The following is a 25,525-nucleotide window of genomic DNA, read 5'->3' as shown; positions in this document are numbered from 1 at the left end:
GGCGCGGGGTCGCGCCCACCGGCCACAAAGGACTTGCTCAGTACCGCTGGATCGTCGGCTTCGTCGCGGTCGAGCCGGACTTGCCGAGGGTGCTGTCGTAGATCTTCTGCCACGTGCCATCGTCCAGCGAGGCCTGCAGCAGGTCGTCGATCTTGTTGCGCAGCGCCGAGTCGTCCTTGTTCAGGCCGATCCCGTAGGGCTCCTGCGAGAACGGCTTGCCGACCACCTTCAGGGTGTCCGGGTCCTGCGCGGCGAAGCCCTTGAGGATCGCGTCGTCGGTGGTGACGGCGTCGACCTCCTTGGTGGCCAGCTTGTCCACGCACTGCGAGTACTTCTGGAACTCGACGATGTTGCCCGGCTCGGTCAGCTGCTGGTCACGCACCCGCTGGATCGGGGTCGATCCGGTGACCGAGCAGACCTTCTTGCCCTTCAAGGTGTCCTTGCCGGTGATCGAGTTGTCGTCCTTGCGCACCAGCAGGTCCTGGCCGGCCATGAAGTACGGGCCCGCGAAGGAAACCTGCGCCTTGCGCTTGTCGGTGATCGTGTACGTCCCGACGTAGTAGTCGACGTCCCCGTTGGCGATGGCCGCCTCGCGGGCACTCGAGTCGACGACCTTGTAGGTAATCTTGCTTTCGTCGAAGCCGAGGCCAGCCGCGACCATCTTCGCGATCTCGATGTCGAACCCGGCGTACTTGCCGGTGGTCGGGTCCTTGAGACCGAGACCGGGCTGATCGTCCTTGACCCCGATGGTCAGACCGCCCTTGTTCTTGATCTTCGCGAAGGTCGCCGATCCGGCCACGTCCACATTGGACGCCACAGTGTAGCTGGGCGTCGACGCGGCGTTACCGGTATTCCCGGCACCCGACGGCGTGCCCTCCTTGCCGCATGCGGTCAGCGCCAGCGCGCCGACCAGCAGCCCTGCTGCCAGGGTGCGGATTCTCATGGGAACTCCCCTGTCTTGTTTCAAACGGGGCGACGCTCTGGCGCGCCGCGATTTCGGTCAGTGAGTCAAGATCTTGCCGAGGAAATCCTTCGCCCGCTCGGACCGCGGGTTGGTGAAGAACTCGTCGGGCTGGGTGTCCTCGACGATCTCTCCGTCGGACATGAACACCACGCGGTGTGCCGCGCGGCGAGCGAAGCCCATCTCGTGGGTCACCACGAGCATCGTCATGCCTTCCTTGGCCAGGTTGATCATCGTGTCGAGCACCTCCTGGACCATCTCCGGGTCCAGCGCCGAGGTGGGCTCGTCGAAGAGCATCACCTTCGGTTTCATTGCGAGCGCGCGGGCGATCGCCGCGCGCTGCTGCTGGCCACCGGAAAGCTGGGCGGGGTACTTGTCGGCCTGGTTGGCGATGCCGACCCGGTCCAGCAGTTGCATCGCGGTCTTGCGTGCGTCGGCCGAGGACACCTTGCGCACCTTCTGCGGCGCGAGCATCACGTTCTCGACGATGCTCTTGTGCGCGAACAGGTTGAACGACTGGAAAACCATCCCCACGTCGGCACGCAGGGCGGCCAGCGCCTTGCCCTCGGCGGGCAACGGCTCGCCGTCGACCGCGATTTCACCCGAATTGATGGGTTCCAAACGGTTGATGGCGCGGCACAATGTCGACTTACCAGATCCTGACGGGCCGAGCACCACGACGACCTGACCGCGCGGGACCTCGATGTTGATGTCCTTCAACACATGCAGGTCGCCGAAGAACTTGTTCACGCCCGCCGCCTTGATCATCGGCGTCGCTGACGTCGCTGTGGTCATCGATCCCTCCATAACACCCCGGCTCATCCGGGGATCTAACACCGAAGTCGCGACGTCCGCGTTCAAATCGGACTAAACGCAACCTAGGCGTCATCTAGGTACCCGAGGTGCACCTTAACCACGCAAGAAGGACGTGCGTCACATCGGCACACCAGGTAGCATCAAAGTAGCAACGGGGGTACCACTGGGGGTAGCATGCTGGATATGAAGCTGAGCGTGAGTCTGGGCGAGGAAGACGTCGCCTTTCTCGACGAGTACGCAGCACAGACCCAGGCCGGTTCCCGGTCGGCCGTGGTGCAGCGCGCGATCGACCTGCTTCGCGCTTCGCAGCTCGAGACCGATTACGAGGCTGCCTGGGAGGAATGGGAGGTCGATCGCGACGTGTGGGACGTCGTGACCGGTGACGGCCTGGCCCGCTGATGCGGCGTGCCGAGATCCGGCTGGTCGATCTGGATCCGGTTCGTGGCGCCGAGTCCAGCAAGACGCGCCCGGCGGTGATCGTGAGCAATGACGGGGCCAATGCGGTGGCCACCAGGTTGGGACGCGGTGTGGTGACGGTCGTGCCCGTCACGTCGAACGTCTCGCGGGTGTATCCGTTCCAGGTCCTTCTGCCCGCGAAGGAATGCGGGTTGAAGGTGGACTCGAAGGCACAGGCCGAGCAGGTCCGGTCGGTATCGGTGGAGCGGATCGGCCGCAAGGCCGGCCACCTGCCCGCGTCGGTGATGGCGAAGCTGGACGAGGCCCTGCGTGTGCATCTGGGTCTGTGAACGGCGGAACGGGCCAGGTTTACCCTGGTAGTCGATGACTACGGCAGAGGTCGGCAAAACCTACCAAATCCGCACGTTCGGCTGTCAGATGAACGTGCACGACTCCGAGCGCCTTGCCGGGCAGCTGGAGGAAGCGGGCTACGTGCCGGCCCCCGAGGGCGGCGCGCCGGACCTCGTCGTCTTCAACACGTGCGCGGTGCGGGAGAACGCGGACAACAAGCTCTACGGCACGCTCGGGCACCTGCGTCCGGCGAAGGACGCGAACCCGGACATGCAGATCGCGGTCGGTGGCTGCCTCGCGCAGAAGGACCGTGGTGAAATCGTCAAACGCGCGCCCTGGGTCGACGTCGTGTTCGGCACGCACAACCTCGGGTCGCTGCCGGTGCTGCTCGAACGCGCCCGGCACAACGCCGAGGCTGAGGTGGAGATCCTCGAATCGCTGGAGACGTTCCCCTCGACGCTGCCCGCCCGCCGCGATTCGGCCTACTCGGGCTGGGTGTCGATTTCGGTGGGCTGCAACAACACCTGCACGTTCTGCATCGTTCCTTCGTTGCGGGGTAAGGAACGCGACCGCCGTCCGGGTGAGGTGCTCGCCGAAGTGGAGGCGCTCGTCGCCGAGGGCGTGCTCGAGGTGACGCTGCTCGGTCAGAACGTCAACTCCTACGGCGTCGAGTTCGGTGACCGGCAGGCGTTCTCGAAACTGTTGCGCGCCACCGGAAGCATCGACGGTCTCGAGCGCGTCCGGTTCACCTCGCCGCATCCGGCCGCGTTCACCGACGACGTGATCGACGCGATGGCCGAGACGCCGAACGTGTGCCACCAGCTGCACATGCCGTTGCAGTCCGGTTCGGACCGGATCCTCAAGGAGATGCGGCGGTCCTACCGGTCGAGCCGCTATCTGTCCATTTTGGACAAGGTGCGGGCGGTGATGCCGGATGCGGCGATCACCACGGACATCATCGTCGGCTTCCCCGGCGAGACCGAAGAGGACTTCGAGGCGACGCTCGATGTCGTGCGGCAGGCCCGGTTCTCCAGCGCTTTCACGTTCCAGTACTCGAAGCGGCCGGGCACGCCGGCCGCGGACATGCCGGGTCAGCTGCCGAAGCAGGTCGTGCAGGAGCGCTACGACCGGCTGGTCGAGTTGCAGAACGACATCGCGTGGCAGGAGAACAAGAAGCTCGTGGGGCACAAGGTGGAGCTGCTTGTCGCGACGGGCGAGGGTCGTAAGGACGCCGAGACGCACCGGATGAGCGGCCGTGCCCGCGACGGCAGGCTGGTGCACTTCACGCCGACCGGACCCGCCGTGGATCGCGACGTGCGACCTGGGGACGTGGTGGAGACCGTGATCACCTACGGCGCGCCACACCATCTGGTGGCGGACGGGGACGTGCTGACCCACCGGCGGACGCGGGCGGGTGACAACGTGGCGGCCGGGCTGCGACCGAAAACCGACGGGGTCAGCCTTGGCCTGCCGTCGTTCGGTGCGCCCGCGGCGGTGACGGGTGGTTGCTCATGAGCGACAACGATGTGCGGCGGCTTGCCGAGGACGTCGACGCGATCGGCGCCAAGGTTTCCCGCACGGTGGAACTGGGGCGGCGGGGATTCATCATCTCGGTGCTGGTGTTCGTGTTGCTCGTGGGGCAGCTGCTGCCGTGGGTGGGCGACCATGTCGGCTGGCAGGTGCTGTTCGGTGACGGCGGGGCGATCCCGCAGCTGTTCGCCATCACCTCGACGGGGATCGGAGTGCTGTGCTCCGTGCTCACGCTGGCCACCCGGCGCTGGTGGCTGACGTGGGTCTGCGCCATGGGCGGCTGGTTCTCCTCGGTCGACGGCCTGCTCGCGGTCTGGTCGCAACAGTCCTCGGGCGCGAACGGCGCCGCCGGCAACGGCCCGGGTATCGGCATGATCATCGCACTGGCGGCGATCATCCTGCTGGCCGCCAACTGGATGCGCACAGCCTTCTCTCGCACCTGACGCGGTTCGATGTTTCCGGTTTCCTGACCCGGTTTGCCCGATCCCGCCGGGGCCCCGATAGGTGACCGCGTATCGGCGCCGCTTCCTCCAGGACCCGCGACTCACCGGCCGGCGACGCGGCGTTGCCCAGCCGACATCGACTCCGCCCTCGCGCGGGTCCGGCCTGCTGGCGGCTCACCGACCGGCTATCCCCGGCGCTGCTTCGATGGGAGCGGACTCACGGGTTGGTGACGCGGCGTTGCCCAGCCGGCGCCCACCCGGGCCGCAGCGCGGGTCCGCCGACTCGCGATTCACCGACCGGCACCCTTCGGCTCTGGCTCCGAACGGCCGCGGACTCACGGATCAGCGACGCCGCCTTGCCCAGCCGGTCCCGCTCCACCGCAGCGCAGGTCCGGCCTACTCGCGATTCACCGACCGGCTACCCCCGGCGCTGCTTCGATGGGAGCGGACTCACGGGTCGGTGACGCGGCGTTGCCCAGCCGGCGCCCGCCCGGGCCGCAGCGCGGGTCCGCCGACTCGCGGCTCACCGACCGGCAGCCCCGGCTGTGGCTCCGAACGGCCGCGGACTCACCGATCGGCGACGGCGCGTTCCGCGGCTTCCATCCACTCACGCCACTGTGCGGCCTGCTCATCCGCCTTCTTCGCGCGCCGCTCGTCACCCGCGGCGCGGGCCTTCTCCGCCTGCGCCTCGAACTGGTGCACCCGCTCGCGGAACTGGTCCACACGCGCCTGCGCCTCCGGGTCGGTGCGCCGCCACCGGCTGTCCTCGACCTCCCGGATCCGGTCCGACACCGTCTTGAGCCGCCCGTCGAGCTCGCGGATCCGCTCCCGCGGCACCTTGCCGATCTCGTCCCACTGCTCCTGGATCCGCCGCAGCTGTGCCTTCGCCGCGTCCAGGTTCGCCGCCGGGTCGATTTTCTCGGCCTCGGTCAGGAGCTCCTCCTTGCGCGTGGCGTTCGCCGCGAACTCGGCATCACGTTCGGAGTACACCGCCGACCGGCGGGCGAAGAACTTGTCCTGTGCCGCCCGGAATCGTTGCCACAGCGCGTCGTCGGTCTCCTTCGGCGCGCGGCCGGCTGCCTTCCACTCGGCCATCAGCTCCTTGTACCGCCCCGCCGTAGGACCCCAGTCCGATGAGTCGACCAGCGACTCCGCCTCCGCGATCAGCTCCTCCTTGCGGCCCTTCGCGGCGGCGCGCTGCTTGTCCAGCTCGGCGAAATGCGACCCGCGACGGCGGTTGAACGCCTCCCGCGCCTTGGAGAACCGTTTCCACAGCTCGTCGTCGGTCTTGCGGTCGACACCCTTGACCGTTTTCCACTCGTCGAGGATCGCCCGCAACCGGTCCCCGGCAGCCTTCCACTGGGTGGATTCCGCGGCGATCTGCTCGGCTTCCTCGGCGAGCGCCTGCTTGCGCCCGATCGCGGCCGACCTGGCCTGCTCGCGCTCCTGCTTCGCGTTCGCCAGCGCACCCTCGGCCTGTTCGACGATCCGGTCGAGCTGGGCACCGAGGGCCGCGAGGTCACCGACAACGGCGGCTTCCGGCAGGCTGTCGCGCAGCTGGCTCGCGGTCGCGAGCGCGTGCTTGGGGTCACCGGCGCCCGAGCTCAGCCGTGTCGCGAGCAACTCGACCTCGGTGCGGAGGTCGTCGAACCGGCGCGCGTAGTGCAGCAGGCCCTCCTCCGGCGTGCCTGCCTGCCAGACTCCCACCGTGCGTTCGCCGTCCGAGGTGCGCACGTAGACATTGCCTTCGTCGTCCACCCGGCCCCACCGCGACGGGTTGGGCTCGGCCGGCGGCACCGGGCGGTCGTGACCGCCAGGCGGGTGCGGCAGCGGCATCTTGTGTGGTGCGGGTACGCCGGGCTGGTTCTCGTCGGCCATCGCAGGCTCCTTATCGCCTGTCAGCCCGCCTGGTGGCGGGCGCCCCACCGGGGTGGGGCCGGGTAGTGCAAGGGGACAACTTCGATCCCCACGCCGCATTCAAGCAGTTCAGCACGGCTTGCGGTACTCGGTGTGGTCGTCGGACGGGTGATTCTATTGTGGCCGCCTGTGGCAACGGTGTGCTCACACCGGCCCGGTAATCTCGACCAGTGTGATCAGGCGTGCCGTCGTGGTACCACAGCCGCCGCTGTTGCTACCACGGCTTTCCCCCGGACCCGACCCGCACCTGGCCACTCTCCGTGACACGTGCGTCGCCGCCGTGTGCAGACTGGGCCCGGTTTGGACGGCTGTCGGCGGGCATGACCACGACGAGGTCATCGGCCCGGATGCCGCCGGGACCTTCCGTGGTTACGGGATCGACGAGCGGGTGGCACTGTCAGCCGGTGCAACGTCGCGTGACCTGCCGCTGCCCGCCCTGATCGCGGGCTGGCTGCGGGAACAGGCGGGTGCGGAGTCGGTTGAGGTGCGGTTGGTGGCCAGCACCTCGAAAGCCGAGGATTGTGCGCAGGTGGGCCAGGAACTGACCGGTGACCTGCTGATCCTTGGCGACGGCTCGAACCGGCACGGCCCGGGGTCCCCAGGTAGCGAGGACGAGCGAGCACCAGCGTTCGACGATGCGGTCGCGAAGGCACTCGCGAAGGCCGACGGCGATGCGTTGCTGGGGCTCGACCCCGAGCTGGCCGGCGAGCTCGGTGCAGGCGGCCGCGTCCCGTGGCAGGTACTGGCCGGAACGGGCGGGGACTGGCACGCGGAACTGTTGTACTCCGCGGCGCCGTTCGGCGTCGCCTACCACGTCGCGGTGTGGGAGCGGGAGTGAACCGGCCGATCGCCGTGGTCGGCCCGACCGCGACCGGGAAGTCCGATCTCGCCGTCACCCTCGCCATCGAGTTGGGCGGCGAGGTCGTCAACGCCGACGCGATGCAGCTGTATCGCGGGATGGATATCGGTACGGCGAAAATGACCGTCGCGGAGCGCCGCGGCATCCCGCACCATTTGCTCGACGTGCTCGACGTGACCGAGGCGGCGTCGGTCGCGGCCTACCAGCGCGACGCGAGGGCGGTCATCGAACGGCTACGCACCGAAGGCAAGGTGCCGATCCTCGTGGGCGGTTCGGGCCTGTACGTCCAGGCGGTGCTTGACGATTTGCGTTTCCCCGGCACCGATCCGGCTGTCCGTACCCGGCTCGAAGCCGAAGCGGCCGAAGCCGGGGCCGCGGTGATGCACGAACGGCTCGCCCGGCTGGATCCCGCTGCGGCGTCGGTGATCCTGCCGTCCAATACGCGGCGGATCGTGCGCGCGCTGGAGGTCATCGAGCTCACTGGCGAACCATTTTCCGCGAACATGCCGAAACCGGGCCCGCCACGCTACGAGACGGTGCTCATCGGGATCGACCGGGAACCGGAAGAACTCGACAAGCGGGTCGATCTGCGCGTCGAGCGGATGTTCGCGGCGGGGCTCGTCGATGAGGTGCGGGCGCTCGCCGAACGGGGACTGCGCGAAGGAAAGACGGCTTCGCGCGCCCTGGGGTATCAGCAAGTGCTCGCGGAACTGGACGGTGCGGGGGATTTCGCCGCCGCGGCAGCCGCGACGAAGCAGGCGACGCGTCGATTCGTTCGCAGGCAACGATCCTGGTTCCGGCGGGACGCGAGGATCGTGTGGTTCAACGGAAACGATCACGACGTAGCCGCGCGAGTGCGTTCCGTGCTGTGCCAGTAGTCTGAGTGCGTGGCGATCGAGTTTCTCAAAGGGCACGGCACGCAGAACGACTTCGTGCTGCTGCCCGACCCCGACGGCCGGCTGGAACTGACGCCGGCCCGGGTCGCCGCGCTGTGCGACCGCCAGCGTGGGCTCGGCGCCGACGGCGTGCTGCGAGTGGTCCGGTCCACTGCGCTCGGGTTGGCATCCGATGGCGAGTGGTTCATGGACTACCACAATGCCGACGGGTCGTTCGCGGAGATGTGCGGCAACGGGATGCGGGTGTTCGCGCGGTATCTCGCCGATCGCGGGCTGAGCACCGGGCCGGAATTCGTTGTCGGCAGCCGCGCCGGTGACAAAAGGGTGCTCGTGCATCCGGACGGCACGGTCACTGTGCACATGGGGCAGGCTTCGATCAACGGTGCGTCCGTCGCGATTGTCGACGGACAGAACTTCTCCGGCGTCGCTGTGGATGTGGGCAACCCGCATCTGGTGTCCATTGTGGACCATGACGTGGCGGAGCTGGATCTGCATGAACAGCCGCGCTACGACGAGGATTTCTTCCCTGAGGGTGTGAACCTGGAGTTCGTGAACCCGCTCGGCGAAGGTGCGCTGCGCATGCGCGTGTACGAGCGTGGCGTCGGCGAGACCCGGTCCTGTGGCACGGGGACCGTCGCTGCGGTGGCCGCCGCGTTGCACCTCGGCGGCACCGACACAGGGGAGTCCACAGTGGACATTCCAGGCGGTCGCGTCACCGTGTCGATGAAGCGCGGCGAGGCCACGCTGACCGGTCCCGTGGAGTTCGTCGCCCGCGGCGAACTGCTCGACGCGTGGTGGGACGTTCAGAAGTAGGCGGCTTCCGTCCACCCGTGCTCCCGAACGGCGTCCGGAATACGGCCGGCGCCCCATCTGGTTACAAGGAGAACGCTGAGCCGGTAATCCGCTCGGTTTCTCCCGCGAACCGTGGGACCATGGAAGGACGATGACAGAACTGACACATACAGACTTCCTCGACGAAGACCCGTCGGCCGGCGAGCTTGAGCTGGAGGAACGCGCCTCGCTGCGGCGCGTCGCCGGGCTTTCCACCGAACTGGCGGACGTCACCGAGGTCGAGTACCGGCAACTGCGCCTGGAACGAGTCGTGCTCGTCGGCGTGTGGACCGACGGCACCGCGGCACAGTCCGAAGCCTCTCTGGCCGAGTTGGCCCGGCTGGCCGAGACGGCAGGTTCGCAGGTGCTGGAGGGTCTCGTACAGCGCCGGGTCAAACCGGACCCGGCCACCTACGTCGGCTCCGGCAAGGTCCGGGAGCTGTCCGAGGTGGTCATCGCGACGGGCGCGGACACGGTGATCTGCGACGGTGAGCTCTCGCCCAGCCAGCTGCGCCAGCTGGAGGCCAAGCTCAAGGTCAAAGTGATCGACCGGACAGCGCTGATCCTGGACATCTTCGCCCAGCACGCCCGTTCCAAGGAAGGCAAGGCGCAGGTCGAGCTCGCGCAGCTGCAGTACCTCATCCCGCGGCTGCGTGGCTGGGGTGAATCGCTGTCCCGGCAGGCCGGCGGTCGTGCGGGTGGCGCCACCGGCGGTGTGGGTACGCGGGGTCCCGGTGAGACGAAGCTCGAGACCGACCGGCGGCGGATCAACAAGCGCGTGGCCAAGCTGCGCCGCGAGATCGCCGCGATGGACACGATCCGGGACACCAAGCGTGGCCGCCGGCTCGCGCGGGACGTACCGAGCGTCGCGATCGTGGGTTACACCAACGCGGGCAAGTCGAGCCTGCTCAACGCCATCACCGGCGCCGGTGTGCTGGTCGAGGACGCACTGTTCGCCACGCTCGACGCCACAACGCGACGGAGTGCGACGCCGGACGGGCGCACGTACACGCTGACCGACACGGTCGGGTTCGTGCGGCACCTGCCGCACCAGCTGATCGACGCGTTCCGTTCGACGCTGGACGAGGCGGCCGACGCCGACCTGCTGCTGCACGTGGTGGACGGGTCCGATCCGGGGCCCGAGGAGCAGGTCAAGGCGGTGCGCGAGGTGCTCGCCGAGATCAACGAGCGTCGTTCGGGTCCGTTGCCGCCCGAGTTGATCGTGATCAACAAAGCCGACGCGGCCGATGAGCTGTCCCTGGTACGCCTGCGGCATGCACTGCCCGACGCTGTGGTGGTCTCGGCGCGGACCGGTGCCGGCGTTGCCGAGCTGGTCGGGTCGCTCGCCGAGCGGCTGCCGCGGCCGGAGATGACGGTCGAGGCGCTGGTGCCGTATACCCGTGGCGAGCTGGTCGCGCGAGTTCATGCGGACGGTGAGGTGCTGGCTGAGGAACACTTGCCGGAAGGCACCCGGTTGTGCGCACGGGTCCGTCCCGACCTGGCTTCGGCGTTGGAGTCGTATGTCGTGAACGGTTCGCCGGCCTGACGCTCGGTAACGTCGGCGTGGTGACGTTGCGTTGGGCTGCGCTGTTCGCTGTGTTCGGGTTCGGCTTTGCGCTGTCCGCGGCACCCGCCGCGGCGGCCGAAGCGCCGGTGCCGGTGTGCACGATCTCGGACAAGCGGGTCACCGAGTTGTCCGGGCTCGTCAGTGACGGGCGGCGGTGGTACGGCATCAACGACGGTGGCACGAAAGTCCAGGTGTTCGTACTGGGCCGGGACTGTGCCGTGCAGCGGGTGATCACGAACTCGCTGGACCCGTTCGATGTCGAGGACCTGGCTCGCGCCGGTGACGGCACGTTATGGCTTTCGGACACCGGGGATAACGACAAGAAGCGAGAAACCGTCGCGTTGATCGCCCTGACGCCACAAGGGAAAGCGACGCTCTACCGGCTCACGTACCCCGATGGGCAGCACGATGTGGAGGCGTTGCTGCTCGATCGTCAGGGCACGCCGAATCTGCTGACGAAGACGCCGCTCGGCGATTCCGGGATCTACCGGCCGGCGTCGGCGTTGTCGAGCCCAGGGCCCACTCCGCTGGAGAAGGTCGGCACGCTCGGCTTGCAGCCCACGAAAACATCCGGCGGTCCGGTGGCCGGGTTCGGTTCCGTGCTGGTCACCGGCGCGGCTTCGAGCGCGGACGGCAAGGTCGTGGCCGTGCGTACCTACACGGATGCCTACTTGTACCCTGCGCCCGACGGTGACGTGCTTGCCGCGCTCAAACGCGAACCGGTGCGGGTGCCGCTGCCGGATGAACAACAAGGCGAAGCACTGGCCTTCGAGCCGGACGGCACCCTGCTCTCCGGTGGCGAAGGCACCGGACAGCCGATCCGCGCGGTGAAAGGCGCGACATCGCTTGTCGCTCCAGCAGTCGAGGACGCCACCCCGGCCGCGGGCGGTGAGACGAGCCCCGGTTCCAGTGGCTCCTCCGGCGTCCGCGCGGCCCCGGCCCTGATACTGGCGATCGTCGTGGCGGGTGGCGGCTTGTTCGCGTGGACGAAGCTCCGCCGCCGCTCGACGCGCAAGTGATGGCGACATCGTTCGCGCCGCACTGTCCAGTTTGGACCGCCTCACTTCCGCGATGCCACGGCTTCCATTAGCCGACCTAAGGCGACGACCTCGCCGAGGACGGTGACGTCGTATCGGTCGCCAACGGCCCCACGCGCTTCTGCCACGTTGCCCGCCTGTCCTCGCCTCAACTCCCCGTTACCCGCCCGATTCCGGACAGCTGATGCAGCAAAGCGACCACTTTGCCGGGGACACAACGTTTATACCTGTCGCGTACCAGCGACGCCGCTTTCGTCACGTTGCCTGCCCGGCCTCACCTCCCATTCCGCTACCCGAATCAATTCCCAAGCCGACGCCGCAGGGCGCCACCCCACCGAGAATCGTGGCGCCATCCCCGTCAAGTGGTGGCGACGCCCGCCTTCGCCACCCTGACCGCCCGGCCATCTCAGCTCCCGAACCCGCGCTTTCTCACAGCCGGCGCAGCACCGCGACCACCTTGCCGAGAATGGTGGCGTCATCCCCGTTGATGGGTTCGTACGCCACGTTGTGCGGCAGCAGCCAGACGTGGCCACCCTTGCGCTTGAACGTCTTCACCGTCGCCTCGCCCTCGATCATCGCGGCGACGATCTCCCCGTTGTTCGCGGTGGGCTGCTGGCGCACCGCGACCCAGTCGCCATCGGTGATCGCAGCCTCGATCATCGAGTCACCGGTGACCTTCAGCAGGAACACCTCGCCCTCGCCAATGATGTCCTTCGGCAGAGGGAACACGTCCTCGATCGCCTGCTCGGCGAGCACCGGCCCGCCCGCCGCGATCCGGCCTACGACGGGAACGTACGCCGGTTTGGGCATGTCACCCTCGGAACGTCCGATCCGGGCCGCGTGCTCGGCCGCGGCGGTGAGCACCCCGACCGCCCGTGGCCGGTTCGCGTCCCGGCGCAGGTAGCCCTTGCGCTGCAGCGTGCGCAGTTGGTGCGACACCGAGGACGTCGACGTCAGACCCACCGCCTCGCCGATTTCCCGCACGCTCGGCGGGTAACCGAAGCGGTCGACCCAGGCCCGGATGACCTCCAGCACCTGCTGCTGGCGTGGGCTGAGGCCCTCCTCCACATCGTCGGGATCGGGGAGGGGGTGAACGTCGCCGAAGCGCCCGCCTGGCCTGCGGGGAATTTCGGCCGTCTCGTCGATATCCGGCATGGTGCTGCCTCCCAGCCATATTGCTCAGTTGGTCACGGCCGGGCCGCGGACCACCAGCGACCGGCGCGTTTCGCCTTGTCCTGGTCACCCACGGTAGTGCACTGGACCCAGAACATCAAACAACTGTTCGAGCGACACGCCGGGTGTCTCTCGATTTTGTCGGACCCGGGTGGTACACATTCGCGCAGAGGTTCGATAGAACGAATGTTCGACCTGACGCCGCCCGGTGCCAGGTTCAGCGACCAGGAGGTGCGCGATGTCGGTACTGCTGGAGGGCGGCCCGGTCACCGGGCCGGGTATGCGGAAGGAGGTGCGGCCGCACCTGCCGGTCCGGCCGCGAGGGCAGGGGGAGTCGCGGCGTCCGCCGGGTCGGGCGCGTGTCGTCGCCGGCCGGGGCCGGCGAGCTGTGCCGGATTGTGCGCCACGGCGCCTGGTGCCGCGATGGCCGTGGCTTGCGGCGATCGCTCTGACCACGGGGCTCATCGTCACCGGTCTGGGGGTATTCGCCGAAGGGATGTCCGGGCGCGTGCCCGAGCAGACGGCCACGGTCACGGTCGGCGCCGGCGAGACCCTGTGGGACATGGCCCGCGAATACGCGCCGAGCGCGGATGCCGACGATGTCGTGGCCCGGATCAGGCAGCTCAACAGTCTCGGGGACACGGCCGTTGTACCCGGGCTGCCGCTGACTGTCCCGGTGGATGCGGAACCGCTCGTCGCCGGTCGATGACCGCCTGCGAGAGCCCTGCACGATACCCGGTGTCACCCATCAGGGTTGCTTGCGCCCCGCCGAGGTGCGATCTAGGGTCAACCGCTATATCTAGTAGTTACATGGCTGTAGTTGGTCCACAAGTTGGGGTAGACTGAATACGAGTTGTCCACAGCTGGACGGTGTTCACCCACCGGATATCCACAAGATGATCAACAGGTCATCGCTGCTGTCGGGTCGTTGCGTGGCGGCCCGCAAGCCGGGGTAGCCGGCGGAAGAGACGTGAGGGGAAAGGTGATTGGCCGTGCGGTGCCCGTTCTGCCGCCATGCCGACTCCCGGGTCGTCGATTCCCGTGAGGTGGACGAAGGGCAGGCGATCCGCCGCCGCCGGTCGTGTTCGGCATGCGGTCGCCGGTTCACCACCTCGGAGACGATGGTGCTCGCCGTCGTGAAGCGGTCCGGGGTGACCGAGCAGTTCAGCAGGGACAAGGTGGTCCGGGGCGTGCGCCGGGCCTGCCAGGGCAGGCCGGTCGACGACGACGCCCTGCAACAACTCGCACAGCGGGTCGAGGAATCGATCCGTTCGGCTGGTGTCGCAGAGATCCCGAGCCACGAGGTAGGCCTTGCCATCCTCGGGCCGTTGCGGGAACTCGACGAGGTCGCGTACCTCCGGTTCGCCAGTGTCTACCGCTCCTTCTCCTCCGTCGAGGACTTCGAGAAGGAGATCGCGGACCTGCGTGCGGCCATGGCGGAATCGGCAGCGTCGCATGAGGGCGACACAAGCGCGGACGGCGAGTGAAACTCGGCCGGCGGGAGAGGGATCAGTCGATGACGGAAACCGTGGCGACAGGCAGTAAGGGCGCGAAAAAGAGCAAGCGTGGGCTCACCGTCGAGCGCGTGTTCACCACCGAGGGCGTGCACCCCTACGACGAGGTGAACTGGGAAAAGCGCGACGTTGTGATGACCAACTGGCGCGACGGTTCGATCAACTTCGAGCAGCGCGGGGTCGAGTTCCCCGAGTTCTGGTCGGTCAACGCGACGAACATCGTCACCAGCAAGTACTTCCGCGGTGCGGTGGGCAGCCCACAGCGCGAGCGCAGCCTCAAGCAGCTCATCGACAGGGTCGTGAAGGCCTACGTGAAGTCCGGTACCGAGAACGGCTACTTCGCCTCCGGTGCCGACGCCGAGGTGTTCGAGCACGAGCTGACCTGGATGCTGCTGCACCAGGTGTTCAGCTTCAACTCCCCGGTCTGGTTCAACGTCGGCACGACCTCGAAGCAGCAGGTCAGCGCCTGCTTCATCCTCGCGGTCGACGACAACATGGACTCGATCCTCAACTGGTACAAGGAAGAGGGGCTGATCTTCAAGGGCGGTTCGGGCGCGGGCCTGAACCTGTCCCGCATCCGTTCCTCGAAGGAGCTGCTCTCTTCCGGCGGCACCGCCTCCGGCCCGGTTTCGTTCATGCGTGGCGCCGATGCGTCGGCGGGCACCATCAAGTCGGGTGGCGCCACCCGCCGCGCGGCGAAGATGGTCGTCCTCGACGTCGATCACCCCGACATCGAGGAGTTCATCGCCACCAAGGCACGCGAGGAAGAGAAGATCAAGGTCCTGCGCGACGCCGGGTTCGACATGGACCTCTCGGGGGCGGACATCCACTCCGTGCAGTACCAGAACGCGAACAACTCGGTCCGCGTCAACGACGAGTTCATGCGGGCGGTCGAGGGCAAGGGCGAGTTCGGTCTCCGCGCGCGCCTGACCGGTGAGGTCATCGAGACCGTCGACGCCAAGAAGCTGTTCCGCTCGATGGCGCAGGCCGCGTGGGAGTGCGCCGACCCCGGCATCCAGTACGACAGCACGATCAACGACTGGCACACCTGCCCGGAGTCCGGCCGCATCACCGCGTCCAACCCGTGCAGCGAGTACATGCACCTGGACAACTCCAGCTGCAACCTCGCGTCGCTGAACCTGCTCAAGTTCCTCAAGGACGACGGCACGTTCGACGCGCAGCTGTTCGTCAAGGCGGTCGAGTTCATCATCACCGCGATGGACATCTCGATCTGCTTCGCGGACTTCCCGACCGAGGCGATCGGTGACACCACCCGCAAGTTCCGTCAGCTGGGCATCGGTTACGCCAACCTGGGCGCCCTGCTGATGGCCACCGGGCACGCCTACGACTCCGATGGCGGCCGGGCACTGGCGGCGGCGATCACGTCACTGATGACCGGCACGTCCTACCGTCGCTCGGCGGAGCTGGCCGGCATCGTCGGCGCGTACGAGGGTTACGCCCGCAACGCCGAGGCGCACCAGCGCGTCATGCGCAAGCACGCCGCCGCGAACGACGCCATCCGCACGATGCACTCGAACGACGTCACGGTGCGCGACCTCGCGACGCGGGAGTGGCAGCGCGGTATCGAGATCGGCGCGCGCAGCGGCTGGCGCAACGCGCAGGCCAGCGTGCTCGCGCCCACCGGCACCATCGGCTTCATGATGGACTGCGACACAACCGGCATCGAGCCGGACTTCTCGCTGGTCAAATTCAAGAAGCTGGTCGGCGGCGGTTCGATGCAGATCGTCAACCAGACCGTGCCGCGTGCGCTGGGCGCCCTGGGCTACCAGGACGAGCAGATCGAGGCGATCATCGAGTACATCGCCCAGCACGGCCATGTCGTGGACGCCCCGGGCCTGCGGCCGGAGCACTACGAGGTGTTCGACTGCGCTGTCGGCGAGCGCTCGATCAAGCCGCTGGGGCATGTCCGGATGATGGCCGCGGTGCAGCCGTTCATCTCGGGCGCGATCTCGAAGACGGTCAACATGCCCGAGTCGGCGACGGTCGAAGAGGTCGAAGAGATTTACTTCGAGGGCTGGAAACTCGGCTTGAAGGCGCTCGCGATCTACCGCGACAACTGCAAGGTCGGCCAGCCGCTGTCCACCGGAAAGAAGGACGCCAAGGCGGAAACTGCGGAGCCGGAGAAGGTCGTCGAGTACAAGCCGGTCCGCAAGCGCCTGCCGAAGAAGCGTCCGAGCCAGACGTTGTCGTTCACCGTCGGTGGCGCCGAGGGTTATCTGCACGCGGGTTCTTACCCGGACGACGGCCTCGGCGAGATCTTCGTCAAGCTCGGCAAGCAGGGTTCGACGCTGGCCGGCGTGATGGATGCCTTCTCGATGTCGATCTCGGTGGGGTTGCAGTACGGGATCCCGCTGGAGTTCTACGTCTCGAAGTTCTCCAACCTGCGGTTCGAGCCGGCCGGGATGACGGACGACCCGGACATCCGGATCGCCACCAGCGTGCTGGACTACCTGTTCCGGCGGCTCGCCTTGGACTACCTGCCGTATGAGAAGCGGGCGCAGCTGGGCATCTTCACCGCCCGGGAACGCACCGCGCAGGTCGAGTCGGACTACGGCAGTTCGTCCGCGTCGGAGCCGGAGAGCGTGGACCTCGAGGAACTGCGCAGCACTGTCGAGTCGAACCGGGCTGCGGAGCGGCAGGCACCCCCGGCCCCGCGTGTCGAGGCGGCACACAGCACGGCTGAGCTGATGGACCTGCACCTCGGCAAGGCCAACGACGCGCCGCTGTGCATGACCTGCGGTACGAAGATGCGCCCCGCCGGGTCCTGCTACGCCTGTGAAGGCTGCGGCGCCACCTCCGGCTGCAGCTGACAACGGGCACCGGTTGAGTACGAACTAGCTGTTCGAGTGGGGTGTCGGCGGTCCTGCCGACACCCCACTGCGCTGCCACACATCGGCTGGTCGACGGGCTCAGCGGTCGGTGAGTGCGTGCCCTGTCGTCGCGTCGATGTGATCGGGGACCATGTCATGACGGTCGCCGACCGTGGAGGTCCCGCTGGGCTCGAACATGAGGATTGTTGCGCCGGCGGGAGCGGAGGGCTTGTGTTCCGTGCCTCGCGGGATGGTGAAGACCGCGCCTTTGGGAAGCCGGACGGCATGTTCCCCCGATGGTTCGCGCATAGCGATGTGTAGCTCCCCGTCGAGCACCAGGAAGAACTCGTCGGTGTCGTCGTGGACATGCCAAAGGTGCTCGCCCGCCACCTTGGCAATACGCACGTCGTAGTCGTTCACACGTGCGACGATGCGGGGACTCCACAGGGCGTCGAAGGAGGCTAGGGCCTCGTCGAGAGCGATGGGCTCGTTGCTCATAGCTGGATTCTCGTTGGTTGAGCGCGACCCGGGTGAGTGCTAGAAATCGCATATGTCGCAAGATTCCTTGCATGTGGCCGCTTCCGGGTCGAGTCGTGTCGTCGTGATCGTGGACGAGAACTCGAACCCCTTCGAGTTGGGCTGCGCGACGGAAGTCTTCGGGCTGCGCAGACCCGAGATCGGCCAGGATTTATACGAGTTCCGCCTGTGCTCTCCGGAGCCACGCACTTTGATGCGGGACGGGTTCTTCACGCTCACCGGAGTCGCCGGGCTGGAGGCGGCAGACTCGGCGGACACCTTGATCGTCCCCAATCGGCCGGACGTCGAGGTTCCTCGTCGCCCAGCGGTGCTCGACGCGATCCGCCGGGCGCACGCGCGCGGCGCCCGGCTGGTCGGATTCTGCAGCGGAGCATTCACCCTCGCCGAGGCGGGAGTTCTCGATGGACGCCGGGCGACCGCGCATTGGCAGTGGGCGGAGTCCTTCCGTGCTCGTTTCCCCGCCGTCCGGCTCGAAGAGGGTGTGCTGTTCGTGGATGACGGCGACATCCTCACCGCTGCGGGCAGTGCCGCCGCCCTCGACCTCGGCCTGCACATTGTCCGTCGAGACCACGGGGCGGAAATCGCCAACTCGGTCAGCCGAAGGCTCGTCTTCGCCGCACACCGAGATGGTGGTCAACGGCAGTTCATCGAGCGCCCGGTCCCTGACATTCCAGACGAGTCCATCGCCCCCATCCTTGCCTGGGCACAGGAGCGGCTGGACTCACCGCTGTCGGTCTCCGATCTGGCGACGCGCGCCTCAGTCAGCCCGGCGACGCTGCATCGCCGTTTTCGTGCGCAGCTGGGCACGACACCGCTGGCCTGGCTGACGGGTGAACGGCTTGCCCTGGCGTGCCGCCTGATCGAGCAGGGTGAATCGCGCTTCGAAATCGTCGCGCGGCGCAGCGGGCTCGGCACCACTGCCAACCTGCGTGCCCTGATGCGCCGTGAGACCGGGCTCGCGCCTTCGGAATACCGGAGCCGGTTCGGCCAGCACGGTGCCTGGGCTGAGTCGACCCAGGAGTAGACGTCATCGCCGGTCCGGTTCCGTCCAACACCGTTTGTCACAGTTCAGCTCGCCGTCGCGTCCGGGATGCGGGAACCTGAAAATTCGCGACTAAGGAGTTTCTGTGGCTGAGACGATTCTGGTCACCGGCGGCACCGGCACGCTCGGCCGTGTCGTGGCGGCACGGTTGCTGGGGAATGGGCGTGAAGTGCGTGTGCTCAGCCGCAGGCCGGCGCCGGCGGGCACGCCGTACGCGTGGCGCACGGGAGATCTCAAGACCGGTGCGGGAATCGCGCATGCTGCCCAAGGCGTCGACACCATCGCGCATTGCGCCACCGGTTCCCTGGGCGCGGGAGATGTCGCGGCAACCCGGACGCTCGTCGACGCCGTGCGTGGTGCGCACCTGGTGTATATCTCGATCGTCGGCATCGACAAGATCCCGTTTCCGTACTACAAGGCGAAACTCGCGACCGAACGGCTCATCGAGAACTCCGGGCTGCCGTGGACGATCCTGCGTGCCACCCAGTTCCATGATCTGGTCGCCGCGCTCACCAGAGTCCAGGCGAGCTTGCCGATCACATTTACCTTGAAGGGCCGGTTCCAACCGGTCGACGTCCGGGAGGTCGCCGACCGGCTGGTCGAACTCGCGCTCGGACACCCCGCCAGCCGCGTGCCGGACATGGGTGGTCCCGAGGTCCGTGACTCACGCGATCTCGCGCGGGCATGCCTCGCCGCGGCTGGGCGCAAGAAGCCCGTCGTGGCGATTTCGTTGCCAGGCAAGGCGGCCCGTGCCTTCCGTGCCGGTGCGAATCTCACCCCGGCGCATGCCGACGGGAAGATCACCTTCGAGCAGTACCTCGACGAGCACTAGCCACCCACCGGGTGCCGCTAGTATTTCAGCTGCGACCACAGGAACTCGTACAGCAGCGCCCATTTCTGCGCCAGTTGCTCATTGTCAGCCGCGGCACCGTGCCCGCCCTCGATGTTCTCGTGGTAACGCACACCGTATCCCTGCTCGCGCATCTTCGCGACCATCTTCCGCGCGTGCCCTGGGTGCACTCGATCGTCCCTTGTGGACGTCATGAACAGGGCCGGCGGGTATTCCAGTCCACTGTGGACGTTGTGGTACGGCGAGTACTTCCGGATATACTCCCACTGTTCCGGGTCGTCGGGGTCGCCGTACTCGGCCATCCACGACGCACCCGCGAGCAGCACGTGGTAGCGGCGCATGTCCAGCAGCGGCACCTGGCACACGATGGCACCGAACAACTCCGGGTACTGGGTGAGCATGACGCCCATCAGCAACCCCCCGTTGCTGCCGCCGTGCGTGCCGAGCTTCTCCCGCGTCGTGATGCCGCGACTGATGAGATCCTTGGCCACGGCGGCGAAATCCTCATACACGAGGTGCCGGTTCTCTTTCATCGCGCTGGTGTGCCACGACGGTCCGTACTCGCCGCCGCCGCGGATGTTCGCCAGTACGTAGGTGCCACCGCGGCCCAGCCAGCCTCGGCCGAGGACCCCGCTGTAGTCCGGCAGCCGCGAAACCTCGAATCCACCGTAGCCGGTCAGCATCGTGGGGCCGCCGGCCGCCTTCGGACGCACCACGAAATAGGGGATCCGGGTGCCGTCGAGCGAGGTCGCGAAGTACTGGGCGACGGTCATACCCTCGGCGTCGAACCGGGCCGGCGACTGCTTGAGCACGTCCACGTCACCGCCCACGTAGCCGTATTTCAATGTCGGGGGCTCGGTGAAGCCACTGGTGCTCAACAGGTATTCGTCGGACTCGTCCGGGTCCGTGTCCAGGATCTGGGCCACGCTGAGTTCGGGCCCGGCGGGCATCGGCGTGCGGCGCCAGCCCTCGGCCGGTGTCAGCACGTGCAGTTCGGTGCGCACGTCGGACAACGTGGTGAGCAGCAGGTGGTTACGCGTCCAGTCATACGCCTCGAGCGACGTGCGTGCGTCCGGCTCGAACAGCACGGTCAGCCGACGCGATCCGGTGAGATAGCCGTCGAACGGGGCGGCGAGCAGTGTTCCCGCGGCGTAGTCGCGGCCGTCGACCGTCCATGGCGAACGGGTGCGGATGATCAGCCATTCACGGTGCACCGTCGTCTGCGCATCCTCGGGCACGTCGATGCGCACCAGACCGTCCGTGGTCCGCAGGAATTTCTCCACCCGGTAGAAATCCGGGGAACTGCCGACGAAATCGCGTTCGAAGCCAGGGGTCGCATCGTGGAATGCGAATGCCGATACGTCTTCCGGCTTTCCTTCGTACACCGTCGTCGCGTTCTCCAGCGGAGTGCCGCGCCGCCATTCCTTGATCACGCGCGGATATCCGGACGTGGTCAGTGAGCCTTCGCCGAAATCGGTACCGACGTAGATGAGATCCTCGTTGATCCAGCCCACCCGGCTCTTGGCTTCCGGCAACTGGAATCCGTCCTCGACGAACTCGCGGCGATCGAGATCGAACTCGCGGACCACCGTCGCATCGGCACCTCCACGGGAAAGTTCGACCAGGCCGCGCTGGTAGCCGGGTCGCAGCACGGTCGCGCCCTGCCAAACCCAGTTCTCGCCTTCGGTCTCGGCGAGCGCGTCGACATCGAGCAGTATCTCCCAGTCCGGACGGTCCTTGCGGTACTCCTCGAGTGTGGTGCGGCGCCACAGCCCGCGCGGGTTTTTCGCGTCCTGCCAGAAGTTGTAGAAGTACGCACCGCGTCTGCGGATGTACGGAATCCGATCATCGGCGTCGAGTACTTCGCGAATCTCCGCACGCAACCGCGCGAACTGTTCGCCGCCGGTCATTTCCTCGAGTGTCTCGGCATTGCGGGCGCGCACCCAGTCGAGCGCGGCGTCTCCGGTGACGTCCTCGAGCCACAGAAACGGGTCTTCTTCAGCCATGCCGTCCAGTCTGCCAGGTGACGACCATTTTCAGGTCGGTTCGATTACCGCCGCAGGGGCGGGAAATCGCGTGGCCGACGACGGCGCGCGAACGCAGTGCGACGGGATGTTCGCCGCATCTTCGTACCGCGTCACCCGGTCGGTCCAATCCACCGTCGCCAGGTCCACGTCGTACCCCGGGCCGTGGTCCGGGTTGCCCCGGATCGCGGCTTTCGTGATCGGCTCGGGAGCCTTAACCTGTTGTGAATCAGGTCACTACCGGGAGGATGCCGGATGAGGATCGCGGACATTTTGCGGAACAAGGGCGCCTCGGTGGCCACGGTCGCGCCGGCGACCACGGTCAGCGAACTGCTGGCCGGGCTTGCCGAGCACAACATCGGTGCCATGCCCGTGGTCGGCCCCGATGGGGTCGCGGGCATCGTGTCGGAGCGGGACGTGGTGCGCAAGCTGCACGAACGCGGTGAAGGTCTGCTCGCCCAGCCGGTGTCCGCGATCATGACCACGGTTGTCGCCACGTGCACGCCGCGGGATTCGGTGGACGATCTGAGCGTGCTGATGACCGAGCGGCGCGTCCGCCATGTCCCGGTCCTCGACGGCGGAAGGCTCGTCGGCATCGTCAGCATCGGCGATGTCGTGAAGAGCCGGATCGAAGAGCTCGAAACCAGTCACGAACAGCTGCAGGCCTACATCGCCCACGGTTGATCGGTGTTCAGGTGTGCGGAGGTGCGCCGGTTGGCCTGGCCGCTCGAATCGGGGTGAGTCGCGACGGCATGGTGCTGCACTGCCTGCGCCGTACTCAGCTCGGTTTGGCGATCTTGTCCGCCGGTGACGTGGTCCATTGTGGACTGAGGTCCGTTCGATGATCGCGGGTGGCATCGTCCGGACTTGTCCACAACACCCCAGTTATCCACAGCACGCACATTTTTCCTTGGCGTCAACGCACCATGGTCCACCAAGGTGGAGTGGTGACCATCACGACGAAGATCCTTCCTGACGGCAGGCTTGGGCTCAGCCTCCGCGATCCGGCGCAGATCATCGCCTCCGTGCCGCCGCTGTTCGGTTTCCGCCCGGCGGACTCACTTGTCCTGCTCGGGCTGGGCGGTACGCGCGGGAGTGAGGTCTGCTCGGCTGTGCGCCTGGCCGTGCCGTCGGCCGAGCACGAATCGGAAATCGTGCGGCAGCTGCCGTCCGCATTCACAGAGAGCGGGACCAGAGCGATAATCGTCGTCCTCGTTGGACAAGGTCAAGTGCATCCACCGGGCTCCACTGGCCCGCCGTACCGGCGACTGGTGGGTCTGCTGCGGGAGACGTTCACGGCTGTGGGCATGGAGGTGCTGTATGCCTTGTGGACGCCGGAGATTCGCGAGGGTGCGCCGTGGGCTTCCTACGACGACGCCGCCGAGGGTGTACTGCCCGATGACGCCAAGACTGTGACCGCTGCGGTTTTCTCAGCGGCCGGCTACGTGACGTTCGACAGTCGCGAGGATATGGCGAGCCAGCTGGCCCCGGAAGACGCGGCGGCACTCCTCCGCCGAGAGGAGTTACTGACAGCCGCGATCGATGCGTTCGATGGGTCTGTTGATCGGGCGGTCGTGGTACGGGACGGTCTGGCGCTCGTCCGTGTCACGCTGGACAGGATACGTGGTGGTGATCTGTCCTTTTCGGACTCCCAGGTGGTGGAACTTGCCCTGGCGCTGTCGGAGATATCGGTCCGTCACACGTGCATGGCACTGGCCTTTGTCCCGAAAATGCGACGTCATGCGGAACGGTTGTGGCTGGAGTTGATCCGCCGTACACCGGCCCCGGAACGGGCGGAACCGGCGGTGCTGCTGGCTTACTCGGCCTACCAACATGGCGAAGGTACCCTCGCCGGGCTCGCTCTCGAGAACGCGTTGGACGCCAACCCAGGCCATCTTGCCGCCGGCCTACTGTCGCGTTGCCTTGCTCGCGGTAGGCCGCCCCGCCGCCTCCGCGATCTCGCTTACACCGAGCATCTGGACGCCCTGTGCGCACCCGTTCTATGAAATACGGGGCCGGGTCGGCCGGGTGCGTGGCCGCCCCGGCCCGACCGATCGAACCGGACACCCGTAATGATGTGGGCGAACACGGTGCAGCCGTTGACGTCGCCGACGGCGAGCGCAATCGAGACCGGTCGGCCGTGGTCGTCGCAGGCACCACGGCGGGAACAGCCGATCGCATGATCATCTGGTCTGGTCTGTCCAGAGCTGGGTGCGTTCGCGTGAACCCACCGGGCACCCGGAGCCTGCTGATGGGCACGCTCAATCGAGGCGTCCACGTCGCGATCCAGCTCGCCGATCGCTTCGGCAATCACTCGCACCCCCACCAAAGCGGCGAGTGTGCTGTCCGGCGGTCTTTCGCTTCCGGTCTCGACAACAGTGGCTCGACGACCGGCCGCTGCTCATCAGACGACACCTGCCCGCGCGCCACGACTGAAGAGCAAACCAGGTCGCCCAACCCGCCTTTGGCGGCACCTCCGAACGTGCTCGGGTCACAGCCCAGGCGGTGGCACGGAGCGCTGCTCGAACGAGTCCCTCGACGCGTGCTGGCCCGGGCCGCGGCGCCGCTCCGCCGAATCGTGGCTCCCGTCGTGGGTGTGGGCCGACGGTTTCCTGGGTGCCAGACCACGCTCCGGAGCCGGGTCGCGGGCGGCGAAGCACAAGGCGCTGCCCACGGCAGCTTGCCCGCGGGTGGGCCGATAACCGAGCGGCGGCTTCGGCTGTATAGATCACTGCACGGTCCTGTGTTCGCCATCGCGGTGAAGTGGTTCCGGGAAATCGAGGCCTGGCTGGGCGCCTTGCACGATCGCATACCTCGTGTCTCCGTACCGATTTTCATCGTGGTGCCGTTCCGGCGACCTCAGGCTCGGCTCGTGAGCCACCCGTTCAATTCACGCCGATTCGGGCGCCGCAGCGAGGTTTCAGACCCCTCGCCGTTCCTGGGTGAACCGCCAGGCATCGCCCACGATGCCGTGCAGGTCGGCCCGCTCGGGTTTCCACCCGAGCTCCTCCCGGGCCCGATCGCTCGCCGCGACCAGCACCGCCGGGTCGCCGGCACGCCGCGGCGCCGTCGCCGCCGGAATCTCGTGCCCGGTGACCTCGCGGCAGGTCTCGATCACCTGCCGTACCGAGAACCCGGTGCCGTTTCCCAGGTTGTAGATGCGGTGCTCCCCGGCGACCGCGTGCTGCAAAGCGAGAAGGTGCGCATCGGCCAGATCGGCGACATGGATGTAGTCGCGAACCGCGGTGCCGTCGTCCGTTGGGTAGTCATCGCCGAAAATCTGCACCCGCTCGCGATCTCCGGTCGCGACCTGCAGCACGAGCGGGATCAAATGAGTCTCGGTCGTGTGCCGTTCGCCGAAGAGGCCGTACGCTCCCGCCACATTGAAGTACCGCAGGCTCACCGCGGCCAGCCGGTGCGCCCTGGCGTAGCTGGTGATGGCGTGGTCGATGGCGAGCTTCGAGGCGCCGTAGGTGTTGGTCGGGCGAGTGGGCGCCGTCTCGCGGATCGGCGAGCTCTCCGGTTCGCCGTAGGTCGCCGCAGTGGAAGAGAACACCAGCCGGGGTGTGCCGTGCTCGCGCATCGCGTCGAGCAGCCGGATCGCGGTGAATACGTTGCCGCGCCAGTACTTCCCAGGGTCACTCATGGACTCGCCCACCAGCGACTTGGCGGCGAAGTGGAGCACGCCATCGAAGCCTTCGCCCAGCAGGGACGCTGTCGCCTCGGCGGCGTCGCCTTCGACGAACCGAGCGTCTTCGGGCACCGCGTCCGCATGCCCGGTCGAAAGGTCGTCCACCACGACGACCTCATGTCCGGCTTCGAGGAGCTTGGCCGCGCAGACGCTGCCGACATACCCGGCGCCGCCGGTGACGATCAGTTTGAGGGCCATGAGTCGTCGGGAGCCTTTCTCGGAGACTGGAAGGTAGTGGCGCCCAGTGTGGACCATCACG

Annotated in this window: 23 protein-coding genes; 16 read left to right on the top strand and 7 right to left on the bottom strand. The window is 67.3% G+C overall.

Annotated features, from left to right (window positions below; all coding sequences use genetic code 11):
• Window positions 1–37 precede the first annotated feature (37 nt).
• The gene (locus tag GKO32_RS06175; protein ID WP_154755804.1) at window positions 38–943 is read right to left on the bottom strand and encodes a glutamate ABC transporter substrate-binding protein; all 906 of its coding nucleotides are present in this window, start codon (window positions 941–943) and stop codon (window positions 38–40) included.
• Between the two features lie 57 nt (window positions 944–1,000).
• Complete coding sequence (locus GKO32_RS06170; RefSeq protein ID WP_208024289.1) at window positions 1,001–1,729, bottom strand: amino acid ABC transporter ATP-binding protein; 729 nt, start codon at window positions 1,727–1,729, stop codon at window positions 1,001–1,003.
• Window positions 1,730–1,960: 231 nt separating this feature from the next.
• Between GKO32_RS06170 and GKO32_RS06165 the strand changes: the two genes are divergently transcribed.
• The 4 genes from GKO32_RS06165 to GKO32_RS06150 are packed head-to-tail and all read left to right on the top strand — an operon-like array spanning window position 1,961 to window position 4,497.
• Window positions 1,961–2,176, top strand: coding sequence for a DUF8778 family protein (locus tag GKO32_RS06165; RefSeq protein WP_154755802.1), 216 nt, complete (start codon window positions 1,961–1,963; stop codon window positions 2,174–2,176).
• Window positions 2,176–2,523, top strand: coding sequence for a type II toxin-antitoxin system PemK/MazF family toxin (locus GKO32_RS06160; RefSeq protein WP_154755801.1), 348 nt, complete (start codon window positions 2,176–2,178; stop codon window positions 2,521–2,523). Before GKO32_RS06165 ends, GKO32_RS06160 begins: the two co-directional genes overlap by 1 nt.
• Before the next feature lie 34 nt (window positions 2,524–2,557).
• On the top strand, window positions 2,558–4,039 hold the full coding sequence (gene miaB / locus GKO32_RS06155; protein ID WP_154755800.1) for a tRNA (N6-isopentenyl adenosine(37)-C2)-methylthiotransferase MiaB: 1,482 nt from the start codon (window positions 2,558–2,560) through the stop codon (window positions 4,037–4,039).
• Entirely contained in the window at window positions 4,036–4,497 is a 462-nt protein-coding gene (locus GKO32_RS06150; protein WP_154755799.1) for an Rv2732c family membrane protein, read from the top strand. Before miaB ends, GKO32_RS06150 begins: the two co-directional genes overlap by 4 nt.
• Before the next feature lie 567 nt (window positions 4,498–5,064).
• Here GKO32_RS06150 and GKO32_RS06145 read toward each other — a convergent pair.
• Complete coding sequence (locus GKO32_RS06145) at window positions 5,065–6,375, bottom strand: DUF349 domain-containing protein (RefSeq protein WP_154755798.1); 1,311 nt, start codon at window positions 6,373–6,375, stop codon at window positions 5,065–5,067.
• Window positions 6,376–6,586: 211 nt separating this feature from the next.
• Here GKO32_RS06145 and GKO32_RS06140 point away from each other — a divergent pair, with 211 nt between their 5' ends.
• The 5 genes from GKO32_RS06140 (at window position 6,587) to GKO32_RS06120 (ending at window position 11,586) form a co-directional block, all read left to right on the top strand.
• Complete coding sequence (locus GKO32_RS06140) at window positions 6,587–7,252, top strand: class III extradiol ring-cleavage dioxygenase family protein (RefSeq protein WP_312867561.1); 666 nt, start codon at window positions 6,587–6,589, stop codon at window positions 7,250–7,252.
• Window positions 7,249–8,151, top strand: coding sequence for a tRNA (adenosine(37)-N6)-dimethylallyltransferase MiaA (gene miaA, locus GKO32_RS06135; RefSeq protein ID WP_312867560.1), 903 nt, complete (start codon window positions 7,249–7,251; stop codon window positions 8,149–8,151). The genes GKO32_RS06140 and miaA overlap by 4 nt, the downstream gene beginning before the upstream one ends.
• A gap of 9 nt (window positions 8,152–8,160) precedes the next feature.
• Window positions 8,161–8,982 (top strand): diaminopimelate epimerase, encoded by an 822-nt coding sequence (dapF, locus tag GKO32_RS06130; RefSeq protein WP_312867559.1) that lies wholly within the window; start codon window positions 8,161–8,163, stop codon window positions 8,980–8,982.
• Window positions 8,983–9,112: 130 nt separating this feature from the next.
• A complete protein-coding gene (gene hflX / locus GKO32_RS06125) occupies window positions 9,113–10,546 on the top strand; it encodes a GTPase HflX (protein ID WP_154755796.1) in 1,434 nt (477 codons plus the stop codon).
• A gap of 26 nt (window positions 10,547–10,572) precedes the next feature.
• Complete coding sequence (locus GKO32_RS06120) at window positions 10,573–11,586, top strand: YjiK family protein (RefSeq protein ID WP_166459409.1); 1,014 nt, start codon at window positions 10,573–10,575, stop codon at window positions 11,584–11,586.
• 447 nt (window positions 11,587–12,033) lie between these two features.
• Here the strand turns inward: GKO32_RS06120 and lexA are convergent, their stop codons facing one another.
• Window positions 12,034–12,759, bottom strand: coding sequence for a transcriptional repressor LexA (lexA, locus tag GKO32_RS06115; protein ID WP_154755795.1), 726 nt, complete (start codon window positions 12,757–12,759; stop codon window positions 12,034–12,036).
• A 256-nt stretch (window positions 12,760–13,015) separates the two neighbouring features.
• On the opposite strand from lexA, the gene GKO32_RS37905 reads away from it, so the two are divergent.
• The 3 genes from GKO32_RS37905 (at window position 13,016) to GKO32_RS06100 (ending at window position 17,122) form a co-directional block, all read left to right on the top strand.
• On the top strand, window positions 13,016–13,486 hold the full coding sequence (locus tag GKO32_RS37905; protein ID WP_166459402.1) for a LysM peptidoglycan-binding domain-containing protein: 471 nt from the start codon (window positions 13,016–13,018) through the stop codon (window positions 13,484–13,486).
• Window positions 13,487–13,769: 283 nt separating this feature from the next.
• On the top strand, window positions 13,770–14,264 hold the full coding sequence (gene nrdR, locus GKO32_RS06105) for a transcriptional regulator NrdR (protein ID WP_312867558.1): 495 nt from the start codon (window positions 13,770–13,772) through the stop codon (window positions 14,262–14,264).
• Between the two features lie 29 nt (window positions 14,265–14,293).
• The gene (locus tag GKO32_RS06100) at window positions 14,294–17,122 is read left to right on the top strand and encodes a vitamin B12-dependent ribonucleotide reductase (RefSeq protein ID WP_154755793.1); all 2,829 of its coding nucleotides are present in this window, start codon (window positions 14,294–14,296) and stop codon (window positions 17,120–17,122) included.
• A gap of 99 nt (window positions 17,123–17,221) precedes the next feature.
• Here the strand turns inward: GKO32_RS06100 and GKO32_RS06095 are convergent, their stop codons facing one another.
• Window positions 17,222–17,620 carry a cupin domain-containing protein gene (locus GKO32_RS06095; protein WP_154755792.1) on the bottom strand — a complete coding sequence of 133 codons (399 nt, stop codon included), beginning with the start codon at window positions 17,618–17,620 and terminating at the stop codon, window positions 17,222–17,224.
• A gap of 52 nt (window positions 17,621–17,672) precedes the next feature.
• Between GKO32_RS06095 and GKO32_RS06090 the strand changes: the two genes are divergently transcribed.
• Entirely contained in the window at window positions 17,673–18,683 is a 1,011-nt protein-coding gene (locus GKO32_RS06090; protein ID WP_154755791.1) for a GlxA family transcriptional regulator, read from the top strand.
• A gap of 103 nt (window positions 18,684–18,786) precedes the next feature.
• Window positions 18,787–19,533 (top strand): SDR family oxidoreductase, encoded by a 747-nt coding sequence (locus GKO32_RS06085; protein ID WP_312867557.1) that lies wholly within the window; start codon window positions 18,787–18,789, stop codon window positions 19,531–19,533.
• A gap of 17 nt (window positions 19,534–19,550) precedes the next feature.
• On the opposite strand, the gene GKO32_RS06080 is transcribed toward GKO32_RS06085, so the two are convergent.
• The gene (locus GKO32_RS06080) at window positions 19,551–21,557 is read right to left on the bottom strand and encodes a prolyl oligopeptidase family serine peptidase (RefSeq protein WP_154755790.1); all 2,007 of its coding nucleotides are present in this window, start codon (window positions 21,555–21,557) and stop codon (window positions 19,551–19,553) included.
• 273 nt (window positions 21,558–21,830) lie between these two features.
• Here GKO32_RS06080 and GKO32_RS06075 point away from each other — a divergent pair, with 273 nt between their 5' ends.
• Both GKO32_RS06075 and GKO32_RS06070 read left to right on the top strand, forming a co-directional pair.
• A complete protein-coding gene (locus GKO32_RS06075) occupies window positions 21,831–22,259 on the top strand; it encodes a CBS domain-containing protein (protein WP_154755789.1) in 429 nt (142 codons plus the stop codon).
• 263 nt (window positions 22,260–22,522) lie between these two features.
• A complete protein-coding gene (locus GKO32_RS06070) occupies window positions 22,523–23,581 on the top strand; it encodes a DUF4192 domain-containing protein (protein ID WP_166459401.1) in 1,059 nt (352 codons plus the stop codon).
• Window positions 23,582–24,495: 914 nt separating this feature from the next.
• Here GKO32_RS06070 and galE read toward each other — a convergent pair.
• Window positions 24,496–25,464 carry a UDP-glucose 4-epimerase GalE gene (gene galE, locus GKO32_RS06065; RefSeq protein ID WP_154755787.1) on the bottom strand — a complete coding sequence of 323 codons (969 nt, stop codon included), beginning with the start codon at window positions 25,462–25,464 and terminating at the stop codon, window positions 24,496–24,498.
• Between the last annotated feature and the right edge of the window lie 61 nt (window positions 25,465–25,525).

This window comes from Amycolatopsis pithecellobii, from assembly GCF_009707865.1.
GTDB lineage: Bacteria > Actinomycetota > Actinomycetes > Mycobacteriales > Pseudonocardiaceae > Amycolatopsis_E > Amycolatopsis_E pithecellobii.
This window is presented reverse-complemented; position numbering and strand designations above follow the sequence as displayed.

Coding starts and splice junctions, on each gene's coding strand:
- GKO32_RS06175 (WP_154755804.1), bottom strand. CDS start 943: ATGAGAATCCGCACCCTGGCAGCAGGGCTGCTGGTCGGCGCGCTGGCG.
- GKO32_RS06170 (WP_208024289.1), bottom strand. CDS start 1,729: ATGATCAAGGCGGCGGGCGTGAACAAGTTCTTCGGCGACCTGCATGTG.
- GKO32_RS06165 (WP_154755802.1), top strand. CDS start 1,961: ATGAAGCTGAGCGTGAGTCTGGGCGAGGAAGACGTCGCCTTTCTCGAC.
- GKO32_RS06160 (WP_154755801.1), top strand. CDS start 2,176: ATGCGGCGTGCCGAGATCCGGCTGGTCGATCTGGATCCGGTTCGTGGC.
- miaB (WP_154755800.1), top strand. CDS start 2,558: ATGACTACGGCAGAGGTCGGCAAAACCTACCAAATCCGCACGTTCGGC.
- GKO32_RS06150 (WP_154755799.1), top strand. CDS start 4,036: ATGAGCGACAACGATGTGCGGCGGCTTGCCGAGGACGTCGACGCGATC.
- GKO32_RS06145 (WP_154755798.1), bottom strand. CDS start 6,375: ATGGCCGACGAGAACCAGCCCGGCGTACCCGCACCACACAAGATGCCG.
- hflX (WP_154755796.1), top strand. CDS start 9,113: ATGACAGAACTGACACATACAGACTTCCTCGACGAAGACCCGTCGGCC.
- lexA (WP_154755795.1), bottom strand. CDS start 12,759: ATGCCGGATATCGACGAGACGGCCGAAATTCCCCGCAGGCCAGGCGGG.
- GKO32_RS37905 (WP_166459402.1), top strand. CDS start 13,016: ATGTCGGTACTGCTGGAGGGCGGCCCGGTCACCGGGCCGGGTATGCGG.
- GKO32_RS06100 (WP_154755793.1), top strand. CDS start 14,294: ATGACGGAAACCGTGGCGACAGGCAGTAAGGGCGCGAAAAAGAGCAAG.
- GKO32_RS06095 (WP_154755792.1), bottom strand. CDS start 17,620: ATGAGCAACGAGCCCATCGCTCTCGACGAGGCCCTAGCCTCCTTCGAC.
- GKO32_RS06090 (WP_154755791.1), top strand. CDS start 17,673: ATGTCGCAAGATTCCTTGCATGTGGCCGCTTCCGGGTCGAGTCGTGTC.
- GKO32_RS06080 (WP_154755790.1), bottom strand. CDS start 21,557: ATGGCTGAAGAAGACCCGTTTCTGTGGCTCGAGGACGTCACCGGAGAC.
- GKO32_RS06075 (WP_154755789.1), top strand. CDS start 21,831: ATGAGGATCGCGGACATTTTGCGGAACAAGGGCGCCTCGGTGGCCACG.
- galE (WP_154755787.1), bottom strand. CDS start 25,464: ATGGCCCTCAAACTGATCGTCACCGGCGGCGCCGGGTATGTCGGCAGC.